The sequence below is a fragment of the Micromonospora sp. URMC 107 genome, from assembly GCF_051386315.1.
In the GTDB taxonomy this organism is placed as follows: Bacteria; Actinomycetota; Actinomycetes; order Mycobacteriales; family Micromonosporaceae; genus Micromonospora.
In genome coordinates, this window is sequence record NZ_JBPQTK010000035.1 from 27,667 (window position 1) to 47,006 (window position 19,340).

At 75.1% G+C, this 19,340-nt stretch carries 17 protein-coding genes; 11 read left to right on the top strand and 6 right to left on the bottom strand.

The features are described from left to right. Positions 1-64: 64 nt before the first annotated feature. Together mycP and ACSNN9_RS11180 are read left to right on the top strand one after the other, a co-directional pair. Positions 65-1,468, top strand: a complete 1,404-nt coding sequence (gene mycP / locus ACSNN9_RS11175) for a type VII secretion-associated serine protease mycosin (protein ID WP_436672951.1) — start codon at positions 65-67, stop codon at positions 1,466-1,468. A gap of 131 nt (positions 1,469-1,599) precedes the next feature. Beyond that, positions 1,600-2,370, top strand: a complete 771-nt coding sequence (locus tag ACSNN9_RS11180; protein ID WP_436672952.1) for a phosphatase PAP2 family protein — start codon at positions 1,600-1,602, stop codon at positions 2,368-2,370. 4 nt (positions 2,371-2,374) lie between these two features. Here the strand turns inward: ACSNN9_RS11180 and ACSNN9_RS11185 are convergent, their stop codons facing one another. The 6 genes from ACSNN9_RS11185 to ACSNN9_RS11210 all read right to left on the bottom strand — a co-directional run bounded on the left by ACSNN9_RS11185 (position 2,375) and on the right by ACSNN9_RS11210 (position 7,803). Further along, the gene (locus ACSNN9_RS11185; RefSeq protein ID WP_436672953.1) at positions 2,375-3,553 is read right to left on the bottom strand and encodes a MarP family serine protease; all 1,179 of its coding nucleotides are present in this window, start codon (positions 3,551-3,553) and stop codon (positions 2,375-2,377) included. 63 nt (positions 3,554-3,616) lie between these two features. Then, positions 3,617-4,309, bottom strand: a complete 693-nt coding sequence (locus ACSNN9_RS11190) for an NUDIX hydrolase (protein ID WP_436672954.1) — start codon at positions 4,307-4,309, stop codon at positions 3,617-3,619. A 109-nt stretch (positions 4,310-4,418) separates the two neighbouring features. Continuing rightward, complete coding sequence (locus ACSNN9_RS11195; protein ID WP_358089548.1) at positions 4,419-5,039, bottom strand: TlpA family protein disulfide reductase; 621 nt, start codon at positions 5,037-5,039, stop codon at positions 4,419-4,421. Between the two features lie 47 nt (positions 5,040-5,086). Continuing rightward, positions 5,087-5,875 (bottom strand): endonuclease III, encoded by a 789-nt coding sequence (gene nth, locus ACSNN9_RS11200; RefSeq protein WP_436672955.1) that lies wholly within the window; start codon positions 5,873-5,875, stop codon positions 5,087-5,089. Between the two features lie 60 nt (positions 5,876-5,935). Continuing rightward, complete coding sequence (locus tag ACSNN9_RS11205; RefSeq protein WP_436672956.1) at positions 5,936-7,084, bottom strand: CapA family protein; 1,149 nt, start codon at positions 7,082-7,084, stop codon at positions 5,936-5,938. Positions 7,085-7,140: 56 nt separating this feature from the next. Beyond that, a complete protein-coding gene (locus ACSNN9_RS11210; RefSeq protein ID WP_436672957.1) occupies positions 7,141-7,803 on the bottom strand; it encodes an adenosylcobinamide amidohydrolase in 663 nt (220 codons plus the stop codon). A gap of 217 nt (positions 7,804-8,020) precedes the next feature. Between ACSNN9_RS11210 and ACSNN9_RS11215 the strand changes: the two genes are divergently transcribed. The 9 genes from ACSNN9_RS11215 (at position 8,021) to ACSNN9_RS11255 (ending at position 19,276) form a co-directional block, all read left to right on the top strand. Further along, positions 8,021-8,698, top strand: coding sequence for a Crp/Fnr family transcriptional regulator (locus ACSNN9_RS11215; protein ID WP_089003062.1), 678 nt, complete (start codon positions 8,021-8,023; stop codon positions 8,696-8,698). A 73-nt stretch (positions 8,699-8,771) separates the two neighbouring features. Then, a complete protein-coding gene (locus tag ACSNN9_RS11220; protein ID WP_436672958.1) occupies positions 8,772-9,515 on the top strand; it encodes a metallophosphoesterase family protein in 744 nt (247 codons plus the stop codon). A gap of 404 nt (positions 9,516-9,919) precedes the next feature. After that, on the top strand, positions 9,920-10,522 hold the full coding sequence (locus tag ACSNN9_RS11225; protein ID WP_436672959.1) for a TetR/AcrR family transcriptional regulator: 603 nt from the start codon (positions 9,920-9,922) through the stop codon (positions 10,520-10,522). 26 nt (positions 10,523-10,548) lie between these two features. Further along, positions 10,549-11,361, top strand: a complete 813-nt coding sequence (locus ACSNN9_RS11230; RefSeq protein WP_436672960.1) for a TIGR03084 family metal-binding protein — start codon at positions 10,549-10,551, stop codon at positions 11,359-11,361. Continuing rightward, positions 11,358-13,085, top strand: coding sequence for an acyclic terpene utilization AtuA family protein (locus ACSNN9_RS11235; RefSeq protein ID WP_436672961.1), 1,728 nt, complete (start codon positions 11,358-11,360; stop codon positions 13,083-13,085). Before ACSNN9_RS11230 ends, ACSNN9_RS11235 begins: the two co-directional genes overlap by 4 nt. Then, positions 13,082-14,221 (top strand): acyl-CoA dehydrogenase family protein, encoded by a 1,140-nt coding sequence (locus tag ACSNN9_RS11240; RefSeq protein ID WP_436672962.1) that lies wholly within the window; start codon positions 13,082-13,084, stop codon positions 14,219-14,221. Before ACSNN9_RS11235 ends, ACSNN9_RS11240 begins: the two co-directional genes overlap by 4 nt. A 114-nt stretch (positions 14,222-14,335) precedes the next feature. Continuing rightward, positions 14,336-15,937, top strand: a complete 1,602-nt coding sequence (locus ACSNN9_RS11245; protein ID WP_436672963.1) for an acyl-CoA carboxylase subunit beta — start codon at positions 14,336-14,338, stop codon at positions 15,935-15,937. Positions 15,938-16,039: 102 nt separating this feature from the next. Continuing rightward, positions 16,040-18,097 (top strand): acetyl/propionyl/methylcrotonyl-CoA carboxylase subunit alpha, encoded by a 2,058-nt coding sequence (locus tag ACSNN9_RS11250; protein WP_436672964.1) that lies wholly within the window; start codon positions 16,040-16,042, stop codon positions 18,095-18,097. A 15-nt stretch (positions 18,098-18,112) separates the two neighbouring features. After that, positions 18,113-19,276: an acyl-CoA dehydrogenase family protein gene (locus ACSNN9_RS11255; protein WP_436672965.1), complete on the top strand. Its 1,164-nt coding sequence runs from the start codon at positions 18,113-18,115 to the stop codon at positions 19,274-19,276. Positions 19,277-19,340: the final 64 nt, after the last annotated feature.

A 19,340-nucleotide genomic window follows, 5' to 3' on the forward strand; every position in this document is an offset into this window, starting at 1 on the left:
CGGAACGCCCCGCAAGGCGGCGGGGAACCGGTAATCTCCGATCGTCATGTTTGCGTCGCGATGAATGTCTGAGGGAGTGACGACCGTGCGGCACAGCTGTCCGCCAGCGGCTCGGCGGCTCGCCGGACGTACGTTGCTCGGTGTGACGGCCGTCGTCGTGTCGGTCGCGGGACCGGTCACGGCGGCCGACGCCGCCCCCCGGCAGCCCGCCCGGCCGGCCCTCCACCAGCCGGCCGCCGTCGTCCCGGTGGCGCTCGCGGCACCCGACGGCAAGAACCGCCCCGACCAGGTCCGCGACGAGCAGTGGCAGCTCGACGTGTTGCGGGCGAAGACCGCGTGGCGCAGCTCGACCGGGCGGGGGGTCACCGTCGCGGTGATCGACTCCGGTGTGGACGCCGCCCATCCCGACCTGGCCGGCCAGGTGCTGCCCGGCCTCGACCTGGTCGCTGCCCGGGGCGCGGCCGGCGACCCCGATCCGGTCGGCCACGGCACCACCGTCGCCGGGCTGATCGCCGGCCGCAACGACGACGCGCGGGGGGCCGTCGGCCTGGCGCCGGACGCGCGGATCCTCCCGGTCCGCGTCCTCGACGCCGAGAACCGCTACGACGACGCGCTGATCGTCGCCAAGGGTGTGCGCTGGGCCGTCGACAACGGCGCCCGCGTGATCAACCTGTCCCTCGGCGGCAGCGGCGACAGCCCCGCCCTGGCGGCGGCGCTCGACTACGCCTTCGTCCGGGACGTCGTCGTGGTCGCCTGCACCGGCAACGTGGGCAACTCGTCCAACACGAAGGTCTGGTACCCGGCCCGTGAGCCGGGCGTCATCGCGGTCGCCGGGTCGGAGCGCGACAGCGACAACCTCTGGTCCGGTTCGATCACCGGGCGGGCCACCGTGCTCACCGCCCCCGCGACCGGCCTGGTCGGGGCCCGGCCGGGCGGCTACTGGCGGGTGCAGGGCACCAGCTTCGCGGCGCCGCTGGTCGCCGCCACCGCCGCGCTGGTGCGGGCCCGCTACCCGGAGATGTCCGCCGGCGACGTCGTCAACCGGCTGCTCACCACCGCCCGCGACATCGGTCCGACCGGCCGGGACGACCGCTTCGGCTACGGGATGGTCGACCCGGTCGCCGCGCTGGACGCCGAGGTCGGCCCGGTGGGCCGCAACCCGCTGGACGACCAGTCCTCGCCCGGCGTGGTCGGGTTCGGCCCGGCGCCCGGGTCGGCGCAGCCCGACGTCGCGGGGGTCGGCGGCGACCCGCGCGGCTTCACCGTGCCGCGCCAGCAGTCCCGGTGGGCGGCGCAGCCGGCGGGCGCGCACGAGGACACCACGCCGGAGCAGCTCTGGACCGGGGCCGCGTTCCTCGTCGCCCTGCTGGCCGGGGCGGCGCTGATGGTGCGCCGGTTCCGCCGGTGGACCCCGCTGGCCTCGCCCCGGCGCGCCGCCGGAACGTGGCGTCGCCCCCCGGCACACTGAGCCGCCGGCGCCCTCCCGGAGGGAACCGTCACCGCCCCGCGACGGGAGACCGGCCCGGGCGGCCGGCCCGGACCGGGCGGAAGACCCCGGACCGGGTCTGTCCGGGCCGCGTGGCGGGTACAACGGGTGTCATGAGTTCCTCCGGCCCGCGTACCCTCGCCGCCCCGCCGCGCCCCTCGTGGCGTGGCCGCCGCCTGCACCCGGACCACGCCCGGGGCCTGCGGCTGACCCTCGCCGCGGCCGCCGCGTTCCTGGTGGCGGTGCCGTTCACGCTGCTGGCGGTCCTGGTCCTGGGAGAGTGGGCACCGCTGCGCCGGCTGGACACGGCGGTCACCGACGCGCTGGTCGGCTACGCCGCCGACCACCCGGCGTGGGTACGCCTGATGACCCTCTGGACCGACGTGTTCGCCCCGATGCCGCTGCGCGTCGGGGCCCTGCTCCTGGTCCTCTGGCTGGTTCACCGGGGTGCCCGGCAGCTGGCGGTGTGGGTGGCCGTCACCATGGCGGTCGGCGGCCTGCTCAGCCCGCTGCTCAAGCTGCTCGTCGGTCGGCCCCGGCCGGACCTGCCCGAGCCGGTGGCCGAGGCGCCCGGCCTGGCCTTCCCGTCCGGGCACGCACTCAACGCCGCCCTCGCCGCCGGGGTGCTGCTGGTGGTGTTCCTCCCGCACGCCCGGCCGGTCGCGCGCCGGGTGGTGTGGACGGCCGCCCTGCTGCTCGCCCTGGTGACCGGGTTCAGCCGGGTGGCCCTCGGCGTGCACTGGACCAGCGACGTGCTGGCCGGCTGGCTGCTCGGCGTGGCCGTGGTGGCCGCGACCGCCGCCGCCCTCACCGTCTGGCGGGCCGCCCCGCCCGGCCGGCCGACGCCGCCGGCGGGCCACGGACCGGCGGGTGCGGGAAGCTGACCCGTCAGGTGCAGTCGCCGGTGCCGACGGCGCGGGTGCGTTCGGCGCCGGCCAGGGCGACCGGGCGGGCCTCGGCCGCGGTCACCGCGAAGCCGGTGTTCGGGTCGTCGGCCGCCGCCGCGAAGATCACCCCGAGGACCAGCCCGTTCGAGGAGACCAGCGGGCCGCCGGAGTTGCCGCTCTGCACGAGCGCCCGGATCGTGTAGACCTCCCGGGTCACGTTGCCGCCGGAGTAGATGTCCGGCCCGGTGATCCGGTCGACGTCCCGGATCCGCGCCGACTGGGCGTTGTACGGCCCGTCGAGCGGGAAGCCCAGCACGATCGCGTCCGCACCGCTGCCCGCGTTGCCGGCGGCGAACCGCATCGACGGGCCGGGCAGCCCCGGCACGTGCAGCACGGCCAGGTCCCGGTCGGGGTCGTAGACGACCACCTTGCTGTCGTACCGGTCGCCGTTGAGCTCGACGACGGTGGAACGGGTGCCGGCGACGACGTGGGCGTTGGTCATCACCCGGTCGTCGGCGTAGACGAAGCCGGAGCCCTCGATCCGGCGCGAACAGCTCGGGGCGGAGCCGAGCACCTTGACCACCGAGCGCTGGCTGTTGACCACCACCTGGGAGCCGGCGAGCGCCGGGTCGGGCGGGGAGACCTGCCGGGCCCGGGTGGGGGCCAGGTCGCCGAAGACGTCGGGGAAGCCGTTGGTGTCGACGGTGTCCCGCAGCGCCGTGGAGAGCTTCTGCGCCTGGTCGGGCAGGACCCGGTCGACCACGGTCAGCAGCGCGCTGTTGCGCACCGAGGAGGCCAGCCAGGGCAGGGACGACGAGCCGAGCGGCACCGCGACGAGCCAGGCGACCAGCAGCACGGCGAAGAGCGAGACGAACGCCCCGCCGACGTCGTCGACCCGCTTGGCGACATCGCTGGTGATCGTCTTGCGCAGGTGGGAGCCGAGCCAGCCGGCGAGCGCCTGGCCGACCACCGCCAGCCCGAAGATCGCCACCAGGGAGATCAGCACCCGGGTGCCGCTGTCGACGAACTGCTGGGCCAGCAGCGGCCCCAGCTGGAGGCCCACCAGCGCGCCCAGGAAGAAGCCGGAGAACGACAGCACCCCGATGACGAAGCCCTGGCGGTATCCGCTGATCGCGAACACGAGCATGAGCAGCAGCAGTACGAGATCCACGGCGGACACGCGTCAAGCGTACGGGCACCGGGCCCGCGAGATGACCATCGCTTGCGGAAGGTGACCGTCCGGTCAGCGCACCGGGGTCTCGTCGACCGCGTCGGTGCCGGCCGAGGGCGCCGGGGTGGCCCCGGTCGGCGGCAGGTCCACGACCCGGTCGCGGGGCCACGGCCGGGCCCAGCCGCCCATCTCCAGCAGGGCGGACAGCACCCCGGCGGTGAAGCCCCAGACCAGCATCCCGCGCGCCGAGAAGGCCGGACCGATCCAGCCGCTCGGGTGGCGGACCCGCATCCGGTTCGCCGGGTCGACCAGCTCGGTGATCGGCAGCCGGGCCACGTGCGCCACCTCGGCCGGCTCCCGTGGGTGCACCGGGTGCGGGGCGTGCCACCAGGCGAGCACGGGGGTGACCACGAAGTCGCTGACCGGGATCCAGAGCTTCGGCAGCTCGGCCAGGACGGTGACGCTGGCCGGATCGAGGTCGACCTCCTCGTTCGCCTCGCGCAGCGCGGTCGCCCGGGCGTCGGCGTCCTCCGGGTCGGCCGCGCCGCCGGGGAAGGCGGGCTGGCCGGCGTGGTTGCGCAGGGTGGCCGCCCGCTGGAGGACCAGCACGTCCGGGCCGGCGCCGGGCTCCTCGCCGAGCAGCACCAGCACCGCGCTCTCCCGTCCCCCGCTCTCCGGGGTGACCAGCCGGGTGAAGTCCTCGCTGCGGGCGCTGCCGAGCCGGGTCAGCAACGGTTCGAACCAGTCCGGGGGCCGCCGGCTCACGCCCGCACCCCCGCGCCCCGCCGGCGGCTCACGCCGGCACCGTCAAGCCCCGCCGCCCGCGCCCGGCAGCTCACGCCGGCACCGTCCCACCCCGCCGGTCGCGGGCCGCTCATGCCGGCACCGTCACGCCGAGGTGCTGGCGGACCAGTTCGGCCAGGCGGGCGTCGTCGAGGGCGCCGGTGGAGTCGACGTGCCGGACGCGGCCCTGCCCGTCGACGAAGACGGTCAGGGGGATGGCCTTGCGGTTCAGCTCCCGCTTCAGCCGCTCGCCCTGGTCGACCAACACCGGGAAGCGGATGCCGAAGTCCTCCCCGATGGCCTGGGCCGCCTCCCGGCCGTCCTGGTTGTTGACCCCGATCACCTGGAGCTGGCCGGCGGCGCGCTCACTGAGCCGCTGGAAGGCGGGCAGCTCCTGGCGGCAGGGCGGGCACCAGGAGGCCCAGACGTTGACCACCGCCGGCCCGCGCAGGTCCCGGAGGGCGACCGGAGCGCCGCCGGTGAAGCAGTTCAGGGTCAGCTCGGGCAGCGCCTGCCCCCCGCCCCCGGACGGGGACGCCGGGGCGGACGCGGGCGGAGTACCGAGGGCGGAGCAGTCCTGGAAGGGCGACGGCCGGTTCGCGGCGGCCTTCTGCCGGTCGGACGGGCCCGGATCCTTCTCCTCGGTGCCGGCGGTGCACCCGGCGACGGCGAGCAGCACGGGTACGAGCAGGGCGGCGAGCCGGCGGTTCATCGTGGTTCGCGACTGCGGGGCCCGCGACACCGACGCACTCCTCGCGCTCACGGCACCTCCGCCACGACGGCCTGGACCGGCACCAGCTCCGGGTCGACGCCGGCCGCCACGGCCAGGTCACGGGCCCGGGGGCCCTTGAGCAGCTTCGCGGCTGCCGCCGGCTCGGTCGGGCCGGTGCCGTAGGACGGGCAGAGCTTCGCCAGCGTGCACGCGCCGCAGGCCGGCTTGCGGGCGTGGCAGACCCGCCGGCCGTGGAAGATGATGCGGTGCGACAGCATGGTCCAGTCGCGCCGGGGGAAGAGCGCCCCGATCGCGTGCTCGATCTTGACCGGGTCGGTCTCGGCGGTGAGCCGCCAGCGCTGGACCAGCCGCTGGAAGTGGGTGTCGACGGTGATGCCGGGCACGTCGAAGGCGTTGCCGAGAATGACGTTGGCGGTCTTGCGGCCGATGCCGGGCAGCGTCACCAGGTCGACGAGCCTGCCGGGGACCCGGCCGTCGTACCGCTCCACGAGGGCCTGGCCGAGCTTGATCAGCGAGTCGGTCTTGTTGCGGTAGAAGCCGGTGGGCCGGATCAGCTCCTCCAGCTCCGCCCGATCGGCCCCCGCGTAGTCGGCGGCGCTCGGGTAGCGGGCGAAGAGCTTCGGGGTGACCTCGTTGACCTTCTTGTCCGTGCACTGCGCGGAGAGGATCGTCGCGACGGCCAGCTCCAGGGGATTGGAGTGGTCCAGTTCACAGTGCGCGTCGGGGTGGGTGTCGGTCAGCGCCCGGCCGATCCGTCGGGCGCGACGGGTGCGCCCGAGGTCGGTCTCGGTGAAGCCGGAGGAACTCGTGGTCACGCCGGCCAGCCTACGTCGCCCGGCCGACGGTCGGCCGGGTCCACGCGCCGCGCCGCCCGGTCAGCCGCCCTGCGGCGCGCTGATCGCGCCGGCGTCGTCGAACCGGGCGCCGGTCTCCGGGAAGTCGCTCTTGGTCAGCTGCCGCACCAGGCCCAGGCCGCGGTCGTCGCGGTCCATGGTCGGCTTGCCGATGGAGTTCATGTACGTCGACACGAACGAACCACCGGCCCAGCTGCCGTCCGGCTTCAGCGACACCTTGAGCACCCCGCCCCAGCCGAGCCGGCCGACGTTGCTGAGCGAGTTGCCCCCGCCGGCGAAGTTGCCCAGGCTGTACGCGATCAGCCGGCCCTTGTAGAACTCCATGCCGCGCAGCACGTGCGGGCCGTGCCCGACGATCAGGTCCGCCCCGGCGTCGATCATCGCCTTGGAGAACTTGACCGGGTCACCCCGGTTCTCGCCGAGGAACATCTCGGTGCCCGGCCGGACCCGCGTCTTGTCGGCCCCCTCGCCGCCCATGTGCACCTGCACCACGACCACGTCGGCCATGCCGGCCGCCTTGGTGATCACCTTCTTCGCCGCGGCGATGTCGGTGAGGCTGTTGGACCAGACGTACGACGAGAAGCCGGCGACCGCGACCTTGACCCCCTTGACGTCGACCACGGTGATCTGGTCGGGCGCCCCGGTGTGCGCGAGCTCGTACTTCTCCAGCGCCTTCTGGGTGTTCTCGTAGCCCTTCGGGCCGAAGTCGTAGCCGTGGTTGTTGGCCTGGTTGAGCAGGTCGAAGCCGGCGTCGCGCAGGTGCGCGGCGTACTCGGGCGGGGCCCGGAACTGGAAGCAGCGGGTCGAGTTCGGCCCGCACTTGCCGGTGCCGGTGTCGACGGTGAGCGGCTCCTCCAGGTTGCCCATCACCAGGTCGGCGGCGAGCGCCTTCTCGACGGAGTCGAAGAAGCCCTTCCCGCCGTCGGGGGGCAGCCGGTTCGGCGCGTTGCCCATGATGATGTCGCCGGTCGCCGAGAGCGAGATCGCCTGCTCCGCGGACTGGGCGGGAGCGCCCGAGCGGGCCGGGGCAGGGGTGCCACCGCCCGCGCCGGACCGCCAGACCGGGTCGGCCCCGGAACCGGGCCCCCCGCAGCCGGCGGCGAGCAGGACGGCGAGCAGCGCGCCGAGGGCGAGTGCGGCCCGGCGGCGGGGAGAGGCGGCAGCGTACATCGAGCGCGACCTTATCGGGTGTGCAACGCCGAGACGAGGGCCGATCGGACGGAGTCTCAGCCGGCCGGTCGGTCCGACCACGGGACCACGGTGCCCGCCCCGCCGGCCGTCACGGCGGCGTGCACGGCCCGGGCCAGCGGGGCGCCCCAGGTGGAGCGGGGGCCGCCGTACGCCGACTCGGGGCCGTCGACCGGGCAGAGCACGGTGACCGCGTCCGTCGGGGTGCCGGTGCCCGGCACGCCCAGCTCCGCGATCGCCTGCGCCTTCGCCTCGGTGGCCGTGGCCACGACGTTGACCAGGGCGGCGTCGCCGAGCCGGGCGGGGACGTACGCCACGATGTTGACGGTGCCGACCCGCTGGGCCAGCACCGCCGGGGCGGGCTCCGCCGCCCGGACCGGGGTGCCCAGGCCGACCGTCGCCCAGACCCGCACGCCGGTGTCCGTCCGGGCCACCACCTCCGCGACGTCCACCCCGGTCAGCAGGCCGATCCCGGGCCCGTCGAGGTCGAGCCGGTCGGCGAGTTCGGTCAGGTGGTCGGCGGGGTCGTCCCGGTCGTACGACATGGGTACGGTCGCGTTGACCACCCAGTGCCGGACGCCGATCCCGCCGCCCAGCGGCGCGGAGCTGACCGCGCGCAGCGGGCGGTCGGCGCGCCAGACCAGCAGCGGGACGTCCCGACCGTCCTCCTGGCGGGCGGTCAGCACGGGTTCACTCAGCACGTGGTGACCCTACGGCCCGCGTGTCGGGGCCGGTCGGAGCGTCCGGGCGGGCGCGCGATCCTACTGCTTGATCAGGGCCGGCAGGTTACGCCCAACGATCAAGATTCCAGGGGTGCACCTCTGATTGCTGCTCACGTGCGCCTAGACTGGCGACGCGCGAGGGATCAGCGGACGGCGGACCCGGCCGACGGACGGCACGCGCAGGCGGAGGTGCGCGATGGACGAGGTACTGGCTCGCAGCGGGATCTTCCAGGGCGTCGACCCGGAGGCTGCCGAGGCGCTCGCCAAGGAGATGGAGACGCTGGAGGTCCGCAAGGGCGAGATCGTCTTCAACGAGGGCGAGCCCGGCGACAGTCTCTACATCCTGCTGTCCGGCAAGATCAAGGTCGGTCGGCGGGCTGCCGACGGCCGGCAGAACCTGATCGCGGTCATGGGCCCGTCGGACATGGTGGGCGAGCTGTCGCTCTTCGACCCCGGCCCGCGCACGGCGACCGCCACCGCGGTCACCGACACCCGGCTGGTGCGGCTGCGCAAGCAGGCCCTGCGCCCGTGGCTGAACAACCGGCCGGAGATCGCGGAGCAGTTGCTCCGGGTGCTCGCCCGCCGGCTGCGGCGGACGAACGACTCGCTCGCCGACCTGATCTTCACCGACGTGCCCGGCCGCGTCGCCAAGAACCTGCTCCAGATGGCCGGCCGCTTCGGCACCCGCGACGGCGGCGTGCTGCGGGTGACCCACGACCTCACCCAGGAGGAGATCGCCCAGCTCGTCGGCGCCTCCCGGGAGACCGTCAACAAGGCGCTGGCCGACTTCGCCTCCCGCGGGTGGCTGCGCCTGGACGGCAAGAGCATCATCATCCTCGACCCGGAGCGCCTGGCCCGCCGCGCCCGCGTCTGACGCGTCCGACCCGCCGGATCTGCCCCGGGCAGAATCGCTGGACACCGGCCGGTCCGGCGGGCACGGTGGAGCGATGCTGGACCGGGTCGCCGTTCTCTCCGACATCCACGGCGCGCTGCCGGCGCTGGAGGCCGTCCTGGCCGAGCCGGACGTCGCCGCCGCCGACCTGATCGTGCTCACCGGCGACATCGCGGCCGGCCCGCAGCCGGTCGAGGTGCTGGACGTGCTCGCCGGCCTCGGCGACCGGGTCTGCTGGGTACGGGGCAACGCGGACCGCGAGCTGGTGGAGGCGCGGGCCGGCCGCCCTTCCCCGATCGACGTCTCCAACTGGGCGGCGGGGCAGCTCCGCGACGACCAGGTGGCCCGGTTGGCGGCGCTGCCGCTGACGGTCACCCTGGAGGTCACCGGTCTCGGTCCGGTGCTGTTCTGCCACGCCACCCCCCGCGACGACGAGGAGGTCGTGCTCGTCGACTCCCGGATGGAACGCTGGGCGGAGGTGCTCGCCGACGTCCCGGCCGAGGTGGGGACGGTGGTCTGCGGGCACACCCACATGCCGTTCACCCGCCTGGCCGACCGGCGGCTGATCGTCAACCCGGGCAGCGTCGGGATGCCCTACGGCGGCCCCGGCGCCTTCTGGGCGCTCCTCGGGCCCGGGGTGCACCTGCGGCGCACCCCCTTCGACGTGGACTCCGCCTGCGCCCGGGTGGCCGCCGAGTCGGGTTTCCCCGACGCCGCCGAGTGGGCGGACGAGTACCTGCGCTCCCGACACAGCGACGCCACCGCCCTCGCGGTGTTCGCCCCGCGCGACGGCCGCTGAGCAGTGACCGACGGATGACTCCCGCCCGGGTGGGACGACACCCGTCGCGCCCTGTCGAGCTGCCCCGTCCATAGGACCGGCCGGCTTCCCATACCGACGCGAGCTCAGGCGAACGTGAGCCCAGCCGCGACCGAGCCCAGCTTCGAGATCAAGACCCCAGCCCAGGGCTGGGCCCAGCTTGGATTGCGCTTGAGCCCGGATCGGGCTGGAGGCCCCGTCGCCGTCCGGCAGCGGGCGGGGCTGTCCGGGCGAGCCTGTGGCCCCGCAGGCCTCTACCCCATCCGTGGGGCAGCTCGACAGCGCCCGACCACATGGTCACCAACCTCGGTCAGCACGCGACGGTCCGGTGCCGGCCAGAAAAAGTCAATCTTGACTGTTTGTTTCAACGGCGGCATGCTGTCCCCGTGCCCGCATCGACCCGCGTCCCTCAGCAGGAACGCAGCCGCGCCACCCAGGCCCGGCTGCTGGAGGCGACCGTCGAGTGCCTGGTCGAGCACGGCTGGTCCGGCACCACCACCACCGTCGTCGCGGCCCGGGCCGGCGTCTCACGCGGCGCCCAGCTGCACCACTACCCCACCAGGGCCGCGCTGGTCACGGCCGCCGTCGCCCACCTCGCCGAGCGGCGGGCGGCGGAGCTGCGCAGCGAGGCCGAGGCGCTGCCGCCCGGCCCCCAGCGGCTCGACCGGGTGATCGACCTGCTCGGCGCGGCCTTCACCGGCCCGCTCTTCGTCGCCGCCCTCGAACTCTGGGTCGCCGCCCGCACCGACCGGGAGCTGCGCGAGGCCCTGGTGCCGCTGGAGGCCCAGGTCGGCCGCGAGATGCACCGGCTCACCGTCGCGCTGCTCGACGTGGACGAGCGCCGCCCGGGCGTACGCGAGGCGGTGCAGGCGACCCTCGACCTGCTCCGCGGGCTGGGCGTGGCCAACCTGCTCACCGACGACTCGTCCCGCCGCGCCGCCCTGCTGCACACCTGGAAGCGCCAGCTCGCCACCCTGCTCACCCCCTGACCGGCCCGCCCAGCCCCGGAGGCACCATGGTCGACCTCAAGGACCTGCTCGCGGACCTGGCCGACGAGTCCGCGCAGCTCGACGACCTGGTGGCCGGCCCGCCGCCGGTCGACTGGGGACGCGCCACGCCGTCGCCGGGCTGGAGCGTCGGGCACCAGATCGCCCACCTCTCCTGGACCGACCACGTGGCCCTGCTCGCCGCCACCGACGCCGAGGCGTTCCTCGCCACCGTGGTCGCCGCCCCCGACCCCGCCCGGCTCGTCGACGCCGCCGCCGAGGAGTTCCTCGCCCCGCCGGGCGAGCTGCTCCCCCGCTGGCGCGCCGGCCGGGCGGCGCTCGCCGACGCGCTGGCGCGCGTGCCGGCCGGCGGGAAGCTGCCCTGGTTCGGCACCCGGATGTCGGCCGCCTCGATGGCCACCGCCCGGATCATGGAGACCTGGGCGCACGGCACGGACGTCGCCGACGCGCTCGGGGTGACGCGCCCCGGCACGGCCCGGTTGCGGCACGTCGCGCACCTCGGCTTCCGTACCCTCGGCCACAGCTTCGCCGCCCACGGCCGGCCGGTGCCGACGGCGCCGGTGCGGGTCGAGCTGGCGGCGCCGGAGGGCGACACCTGGACGTACGGCCCGGCCGACGCCGCCGACCGGGTCGCCGGCCCCGCCCTCGACTTCTGCCTGCTGGTCACCCAGCGCAGGCACCGCGCGGACCTGGCGCTGTCGGCGACCGGGCCGGTCGCCGACGCGTGGCTGGACGTCGCCCAGGCCTTCGCCGGCCCACCCGGCCCCGGCCGCCCGCCGGGCGCCGCCGGAACCGACGTCGCGGGCGGGGTGGCGGCGTGAGCGACGTGCTGCGCGTGGGCAATGCCTCCGGCTTCTACGGCGACCGGTCCACGGCGTGGCGGGAGATGCTCGACGGCGGCGAGCTGGACGTGCTGACCGGCGACTACCTGGCCGAGCTGACCATGCTCATCCTCGGCCGCGACCGGCTGCGCGACCCCGCCCTCGGCTACGCGAAGACCTTCCTCCGCCAACTGGAGGGCTGCCTCGGCACCGCGCTGGAGCGGGGCGTGCGGATCGTGACCAACGCCGGCGGGCTGAACCCGGCCGGCCTGGCCGCCGCGATCGGGTCGCTCGCCGACCGGCTCGGCCTGACCGTCCGGGTCGGGTACGTCGAGGGCGACGCCCTCGCCCGGCCGGACGCGCTGACGGCGAACGCCTACCTGGGGGCGTACGGCATCGCCGCCTGCCTGGACGCCGGGGCGGACGTGGTGGTCACCGGCCGGGTGACCGACGCGTCCCTGGTGGTGGGGCCGGCGGTCGCCCGCTTCGGCTGGGGCCGCGACGACCTGGACGCGCTGGCCGGGGCGACCGTCGCCGGCCACCTGCTCGAATGCGGGGCACAGGTCACCGGGGGCAACTTCAGCTTCTTCACCGAGCTGCCCGACGGCGGGCGACGCCCCGGCTTCCCGGTCGCCGAGCTGCACCCCGACGGCTCCTGTGTGGTCACCAAGCACCCGGGCACCGGCGGCGCGGTCACCGTGGAGACGGTCACCGCCCAGCTGCTCTACGAGGTCGACGGCCCGGCCTACCTCGGCCCCGACGTGGTGACCCGGCTGGACACGGTCGAGCTGGACGCCGACGGGCCGGACCGGGTACGGGTGAGCGGCGTCCGGGGCACGCCCCCGCCGGGCACCCTCAAGGTGGGCGTCAACAACCTCGGCGGCTTCCGCAACTCGATGACCTTCGTCCTGTGCGGGCTCGACATCCCCGCGAAGGCGGCCCTGGTCCGCAGCCAGGTCGAGGCGGCGGTCGGCACGGAGGGGCTGGAGTTCACCCTGGCCCGCACCGACCACGCCGACGCGGTCGACACCGAGGCGGCGAGCGCGCTGCTGCACGTACACCTGCGGGACGGCGACAAGACGCGGGCCGGGCGGGCCTTCTCGGCCGCCGCGGTGGAGCTGGCCCTGGCCTCCTACCCCGGCTGCACGCTGACCACGCTCCCCGGCGACGCTGCGCCCTACGGGGTGTTCACCGCCGACGCCGTGCCGCAGGACGCGGTGCCGCACGTCGCGGTGCTCCCCTCCGGCGAGCGGGTGGCGGTCGCGCCGCCGGCCCGCACCTCCGGCCCGCCGGACGCGCCGGCGCCCGCCGTCGACCCGCCGGGGGCCGCGCCGGCCGACCGGCCCACCCGGCGCGCGCCGCTCGGCGAGCTGGTCGGGGCCCGCTCCGGCGACAAGGGCGGCGACGCCAACCTGGGCGTCTGGGCCCGCACCGACGCGACCTGGTCGTGGCTGCGCGGCTGGCTGACCATCGACCGGCTGCGCGAGCTGCTGCCGGAGACCGCGCCGCTGCCGGTCGAGCGGTACGAGCTGCCGAACCTGCGGGCGGTCAACTTCGTCGTCCGGGGCCTGCTCGGGCAGGGGGTGGCCGCCTCCACCCGGTTCGATCCGCAGGCCAAGGCGCTCGGCGAGCTGCTCCGCTCCCGAGTCGTCGACCTGCCGGCGGAGCTCGCGCCCGGCCCGGGCTCCGCGGCCGGCGGCACGACGCCCGGGGAGGGTCGGTGACCATCGTGGACACGCCGGAGCGCCGGCAACTGCGGGAGCTGACCCGGGCCTTCGTCACCCGGGAGGTGCTGCCGCACCTGGACGACTGGGAGCGGGCCGGCGAGGTCCCCCGGGAGCTGCACGCCACCGCCGCCAAGCTCGGCCTGCTCGGCATCGGCTTCCCGGAGGCGGTCGGCGGCAGCGGCGGGGACCTGCTCGACTCGATCATCGTCACCGAGGAGGTCATCCGCTCCGGCGGCTCGTCCGGCCTGGTCGCGGCGCTCTTCACCCACGGCATCGCGCTGCCGCACATCGTCGCCTCCGGCGACGCGGAGCTGATCGACCGGTACGTCCGGCCGACGCTGGCCGGCACCACGATCGGCGCGCTGGCGATCACCGAGCCCGACGGCGGCTCGGACGTGGCGAGCATCCGCACCCACGCGCGACGGGACGGCGACCACTACGTGGTCAACGGGTCGAAGACCTACATCACCAGCGGCGTCCGGGCCGACTTCGTGACCACCGCGGTCTGCACCCTGCCGCCGGGCACCGGCGCCCTGACGCTGCTGGTGATCGAGAAGGGCACGCCCGGTTTCACCGTCGGGCGCCGGCTGGAGAAGCTCGGCTGGCACTGCTCCGACACCGCCGAGCTCTCCTTCGTCGACGCCCGGGTGCCGGTGGCGAACCGGGTCGGCGCGGAGGACACCGCCTTCCTGGCGATCATGCAGAACTTCGCCGCGGAGCGGCTCTCCCTCGCCACCCAGGCGTACGCCATCGCGCAGCGGTCCGTGGAGCTGGCGGTGCGCTGGTGCCGGGACCGGTCCACGTTCGGCCGGCCCCTGGCGAGCCGGCAGCTCGTCCGGCACCGGCTGGCCGAGATGCACACCCGCGCCGAGGCGGCCCGGGCGTACGTGCACCAGGTGGCGGCGCGGGTGGCGGCGGGCGAGCCGGTGGTGACCGAGGTGGCGATGGCGAAGAACGTCGCGGTGGCCGCCTGCGCCGAGGTGGTCGACCAGTCGCTCCAGCTGCACGGCGGCTACGGCTACCTGCGCGACGCCGAGGTCGAGCGGCACTACCGCGACGCCCGGATCCTCGGCATCGGCGGCGGCACCACGGAGATCATGAACGAGATCATCGCGAAGGGCATGGGCCTGTGAGTGCGAGGAGTGAGCCGGGTCTGCGAGCCCCGCAGTCACGAACGAAGGAGGGCCTGTGAGTGCGAGGAGTGAGCCGGGTCTGCGAGCCCCGCAGTCACGAACGAAGGAGGGCCTGTGACCACACTGCGCAGCGCGATCGACCCGTCCTCGCCGGGGCACCGCGCCAACCGGGAGGCCCTGCTGGAGCGCCTCGCCGAGCTGGACGCCGCCCTCGACCGGGCCCGCGCCGGGGGCGGTGAGAAGTACGTGGCCCGGCACCACGGGCGGGGCAAGCTGCTCCCCCGGGAGCGGATCGAGCTGCTGCTCGATGCGGACAGCCCGTTCCTGGAGCTGTCCCCGGTGGCGGCGTACGGCACCGACTTCCCCGTCGGCGCCAGCGTGGTGACCGGCATCGGCGTCGTCGAGGGCGTCGAGTGCCTGGTCGTCGCGAACGACCCGACCGTACGCGGGGGCGCGGTGAACCCGTGGTCGCTCGCCAAGACCCGCCGGGCCGGCGAGATCGCCCTGGCCAACCGGCTGCCGATGGTGAACCTGGTCGAGTCGGCCGGCGCCGACCTGCCCACCCAGGCGGAGATCTTCATCCCCGGCGGACGGGTGTTCCGGGACCTGACCCGGCTCTCGGCCGCGAAGATCCCCACGGTCAGCGTGGTCTTCGGCAACGCCACCGCCGGGGGCGCGTACGTGCCGGGCATGTCCGACCACGTGATCATGATCCGGGACCGGTCGCAGGTCTACCTGGCCGGGCCGCCGCTGGTGAAGATGGCCACGGGCGAGGTCACCGACGACGAGTCCCTCGGCGGGGCCGCCATGCACGCCACGACGTCCGGCCTGGCCGACTTTCTGGCGGCCGACGAGCGGGACGGCATCCGGCTGGCCCGGCAGTGCGTACGCCGGCTGAACTGGCGCAAGCAGGGCCCGCCGCCGCGCAACCCGTTCCCGGCCCCGCCGAAGTACGACCCGGAGGAGCTGCTCGGCATCGCCAGCGCCGACCTCAAGGTGCCGTTCGACCCGCGCGAGGTGCTGGCCCGGGTGCTCGACGGCAGCGAGTTCGACGAGTTCAAGCCGGCCTACGGCACCGCCCTGGTCACCGGCTGGGGCGAGCTGCACGGCTATCCGGTCGGGGTGCTGGCCAACGCGCGGGGCGTGCTGTTCAGCGAGGAGGCGCAGAAGGCGACCCAGTTCATCCAGCTCGCCAACGCTGCCGACACCCCGCTGGTCTTCCTCCAGAACACGACCGGCTACATGGTCGGCACCGAGTACGAGCAGCGCGGCATCATCAAGCACGGCGCCCTGATGATCAACGCGGTGTCGAACTCGACCGTGCCGCACCTGACGGTCAACCTCGGCGCCTCCTACGGCGCGGGCAACTACGGCATGTGCGGGCGGGCGTACGAGCCGAGGTTCCTGTTCACCTGGCCGAACGCCAAGTCGGCGGTGATGGGGCCGGCGCAGCTCGCGGGCGTGCTGTCCATCGTGGCCCGGCAGGCCGCCGCCGCCCGGGGCCGGGACTACGACGAGGACTCCGACGCCGCCATGCGGATGATGGTCGAGCAGCAGATCGAGTCGCAGTCCGGCGCGCTCTTCCTCTCCGGCCGGCTCTACGACGACGGCGTGATCGACCCCCGCGACACCCGTACCGTCCTCGGGCTCTGCCTGTCGGCGATCCACAACGCACCGGTCAGGGGCGCCGACGGCTTCGGCGTCTTCCGCATGTGAGCGCGAGGAACGCAGCGCGGCGGAGTCCCGCAGTCGCGAACGAGAAGCAGGCTCAGTGTGTGAGGCGATGCGCCCGATGAATGCGATCGAGAGGCGGGACCAGTGATCCGGAAACTGCTCGTGGCGAACCGGGGCGAGATCGCCCGCCGGATCTTCGCCACCTGCCGGGCGCTCGGCGTCGAGACGGTGGCCGTGCACTCCGACGCCGACGCCGACGCGCCGTTCGTCGCCGAGGCCGACCACGCCGTCCGGCTGCCCGGGAACACGCCCGCCGAGACGTACCTGCGGATCGACCTGATCCTCGACGCGGCCCGCCGGGCCGGGGCGGACGCCGTCCACCCCGGCTACGGCTTCCTCGCCGAGAACGCCGAGTTCGCCGCCGCGGTGAGCGACGCGGGGCTGACCTGGGTGGGCCCGCCCGCGAAGGCGATCGCCGCGATGGGCGACAAGATGGCGGCCAAGGCGCTGCTCGCCGAGGCGGGCGTGCCGATGCTCCCCACCTGGACCGACGCCGACGAGATCACCGACTTCCCGGTGCTGGTGAAGGCGTCCGCCGGGGGTGGCGGGCGCGGCATGCGCGTCGTCCGGGCCGCCGCCGGGCTGGCCGAGGCCGTCGCCTCCGCGCGCCGCGAGGCGGCCGGCGCGTTCGGCGACGGCACGGTCTTCATCGAGCGGTACGTCGAGCGGGGCCGGCACGTCGAGGTGCAGATCTTCGGCGACACCCACGGGACGGTGGCGGCCCTCGGGGTGCGGGACTGCTCGATCCAGCGCCGCCACCAGAAGCTCGTCGAGGAGGCGCCCGGCGTCCTCCCGGACGAGGTGCGCGCGGCGCTGCACGAGGCGGCGGTGGCCGCCGGCCGGGCGGTCGACTACGTCGGCGCCGGCACGGTCGAGTTCCTGCTCGCGCCCGACGGGGAGATCTTCTTCCTGGAGATGAACACCCGGCTCCAGGTCGAGCACCCGGTCACCGAGCTGACCACCGGCCTGGATCTGGTCCGGCTGCAACTGCTCGTCGCCGAGGGCGAGCCGCTGCCGGTGGCGGCGACCCCGCCGGCACAGGGCCACGCGATCGAGGTACGCCTCTGCGCCGAGGACCCCGCACAGGGCTACCGGCCGGCGACCGGCACCCTGCACCGGTTCGCCCTGCCCGGGGTGGCGGCCGAGTTCGGCCCGCTGACCGGGCCGGGCCTGCGGCTGGACTCGGGCGTGGTCGACGGCTCGGTGGTGGCCGTCCACTACGACTCGATGCTCGCCAAGGTGATCGCCTGGGCGTCCACCCGCGCCGAGGCGGCCCGCGCCCTGGCCGGCGCGCTGGCCCGCGCCGAACTGCACGGCGTCGCCACCAACCGGGACCTGCTGGTGCGCGTCCTGCGCAGCCCGGAGTTCGCCGCCGTCGACCTCGACACCGGCTTCCTCGAACGGCATCCCGAGGTCTTCGCCCCGCTGCTGCCGGACGATCAGCTCCCCCTGGCCGCGTTGGCGGCGGCCCTCGCCTCGGCGGCCGCCCGCCGCGCCTCGGCGACGGCGCTGGCCGGGCTCCCCTCGGGCTGGCGCAACGTGCCGGCGTTCCCGCAGGTCACCCGCTTCACCGGGCCGGACGGCGACATCGAGGTCCGCTACCGGCTGGACCGCTCGGGCGGTCTCGCCGAGTGGTCGGTCTCGCCGGGCGCCGGCTCCGCCGCCCTCGCCGACGCGCCGGCCCCGGACGGAGCGGTCCCGGCAGACGGGCCGACGTCGCACGGGGCGCCCCCGGCGGACGCACCCTCGCCGGCGGTGCGCCTGGTCGGGGCCGCCCCGGACCGGGTGGTGCTCGACGTGGACGGGGTGCGGCGCGCGTACCGCGTACACCGGGTGTCCTCGGAGGTCTTCGTGGACGGCCCGGACGGGGCGGCGAGCCTGGCCGAGCTGCCGCGCTTCCCCGATCCCACCGTGGAGCTGGCGGCCGGGTCGCTGGTCGCGCCGCTGCCCGGCGCGGTGACCCGGGTGCACGTCGAGGTCGGGCAGCGGGTGACGGCCGGCGACCTGCTGCTGACCCTGGAAGCGATGAAGCTGGAACATCCCGTGCTCGCCCCGGCCGACGGCGTGGTCGCCGAGCTGCCGGTCGCGGCCGGCGGACAGGTCGACACGGGCGCCGTGCTGGCCGTGGTCGACCCCGAGTGATCCTGGAGGCCCGCGATGAACTTCGACCTCACCCCCGAGCAGGACCAGCTCCGCGACGCCGTGCGCGCCCTGGGCCGCCGGTACGGCCACGACTACTTCGTCACCAAGGCGAGGGCCGGTGAGCACACCACCGAGCTGTGGGACGAGGCCGGCCGGCTGGGCTACCTCGGGGTCAACATCCCCACCGAGTACGGCGGCGGCGGGGGCGGGATCACCGAGCTGGCCATCGTCTGCGAGGAGCTGGCAGCGGCCGGCTGTCCGCTGCTGCTGCTGGTGGTCTCCCCGGCCATCGCGGCCACGGTGATCGCCCGGCACGGCACCGAGGAACAGCGCAAGCGCTACCTGCCCGGCTTCGCCGACGGCTCGCTGAAGGTGGTCTTCGCGATCACCGAACCGGAGGCCGGCTCGAACTTCCACCGGCTCGGCACGGTGGCCCGCCGCGACGGCGACGACTGGCTGCTCTCCGGCCGCAAGTGCTACATCTCGGGCGTCGACGAGGCGTCGTACGTGCTGGTGGTGGCGAGGACCGAGGACGCGGTCTCCGGCAGGCTGAAGCCGGCGCTGTTCGTGGTGCCGACCGACGCGCCCGGGCTGACGCGCTCCAAGCTGGACATGGAGATCGTCTCCCCGGAGAACCAGTTCCTGCTCTACCTCGACGACGTGCGGCTGCCCGCCGACGCGCTGGTAGGTGAGTCGCTGGACGCCGGCCTGCCGGCGCTCTTCGCCGGGCTCAACCCGGAGCGGATCACGGTCGCCGCGATGGGCGCGGGCACCGGCCGGTACGCCATCGAGCGGGCCAGCGAGTACACCGCCACCCGCAAGGTCTGGGGCGGCCGGAGCATCGGCTCGCACCAGGGCGTGTCCCACCCGCTCGCGCACGCGGCCGTGCAGGTCGAGCTGGCCCGCCTCATGATCCAGAAGGCGGCCACCCTCTACGACGCGGGCCGGGACCTGGAGGCCGGGGTCTCCGGCAACATGGCCAAGTACGCCGCCGGGGAGGCCGCCGCACTGGCCGTCGACACCGCCGTCCAGGTGCTCGGCGGGGCCGGCATGACCACCGAGTACGGCGTGGCCACGCTGCTCGGCGCGGTGCGCGCCGGCCGGATCGCCCCGGTCAGCCGCGAGATGATCCTGAACTTCGTCGCCCAGCACGTCCTCGGCCAGGACAAGTCCTACTGAGCGGGCCGGGGTGCGGCGGGCGGAGGCGGCGAAGGGCGCGCCGACCGTCGAGGGCGCACCGGGG

Coding starts and splice junctions, on each gene's coding strand:
- ACSNN9_RS11180 (WP_436672952.1), top strand. CDS start 1,600: ATGAGTTCCTCCGGCCCGCGTACCCTCGCCGCCCCGCCGCGCCCCTCG.
- mycP (WP_436672951.1), top strand. CDS start 65: ATGTCTGAGGGAGTGACGACCGTGCGGCACAGCTGTCCGCCAGCGGCT.
- ACSNN9_RS11195 (WP_358089548.1), bottom strand. CDS start 5,039: ATGAACCGCCGGCTCGCCGCCCTGCTCGTACCCGTGCTGCTCGCCGTC.
- ACSNN9_RS11215 (WP_089003062.1), top strand. CDS start 8,021: ATGGACGAGGTACTGGCTCGCAGCGGGATCTTCCAGGGCGTCGACCCG.
- ACSNN9_RS11230 (WP_436672960.1), top strand. CDS start 10,549: ATGGTCGACCTCAAGGACCTGCTCGCGGACCTGGCCGACGAGTCCGCG.
- ACSNN9_RS11255 (WP_436672965.1), top strand. CDS start 18,113: ATGAACTTCGACCTCACCCCCGAGCAGGACCAGCTCCGCGACGCCGTG.
- ACSNN9_RS11205 (WP_436672956.1), bottom strand. CDS start 7,084: ATGTACGCTGCCGCCTCTCCCCGCCGCCGGGCCGCACTCGCCCTCGGC.
- ACSNN9_RS11220 (WP_436672958.1), top strand. CDS start 8,772: ATGCTGGACCGGGTCGCCGTTCTCTCCGACATCCACGGCGCGCTGCCG.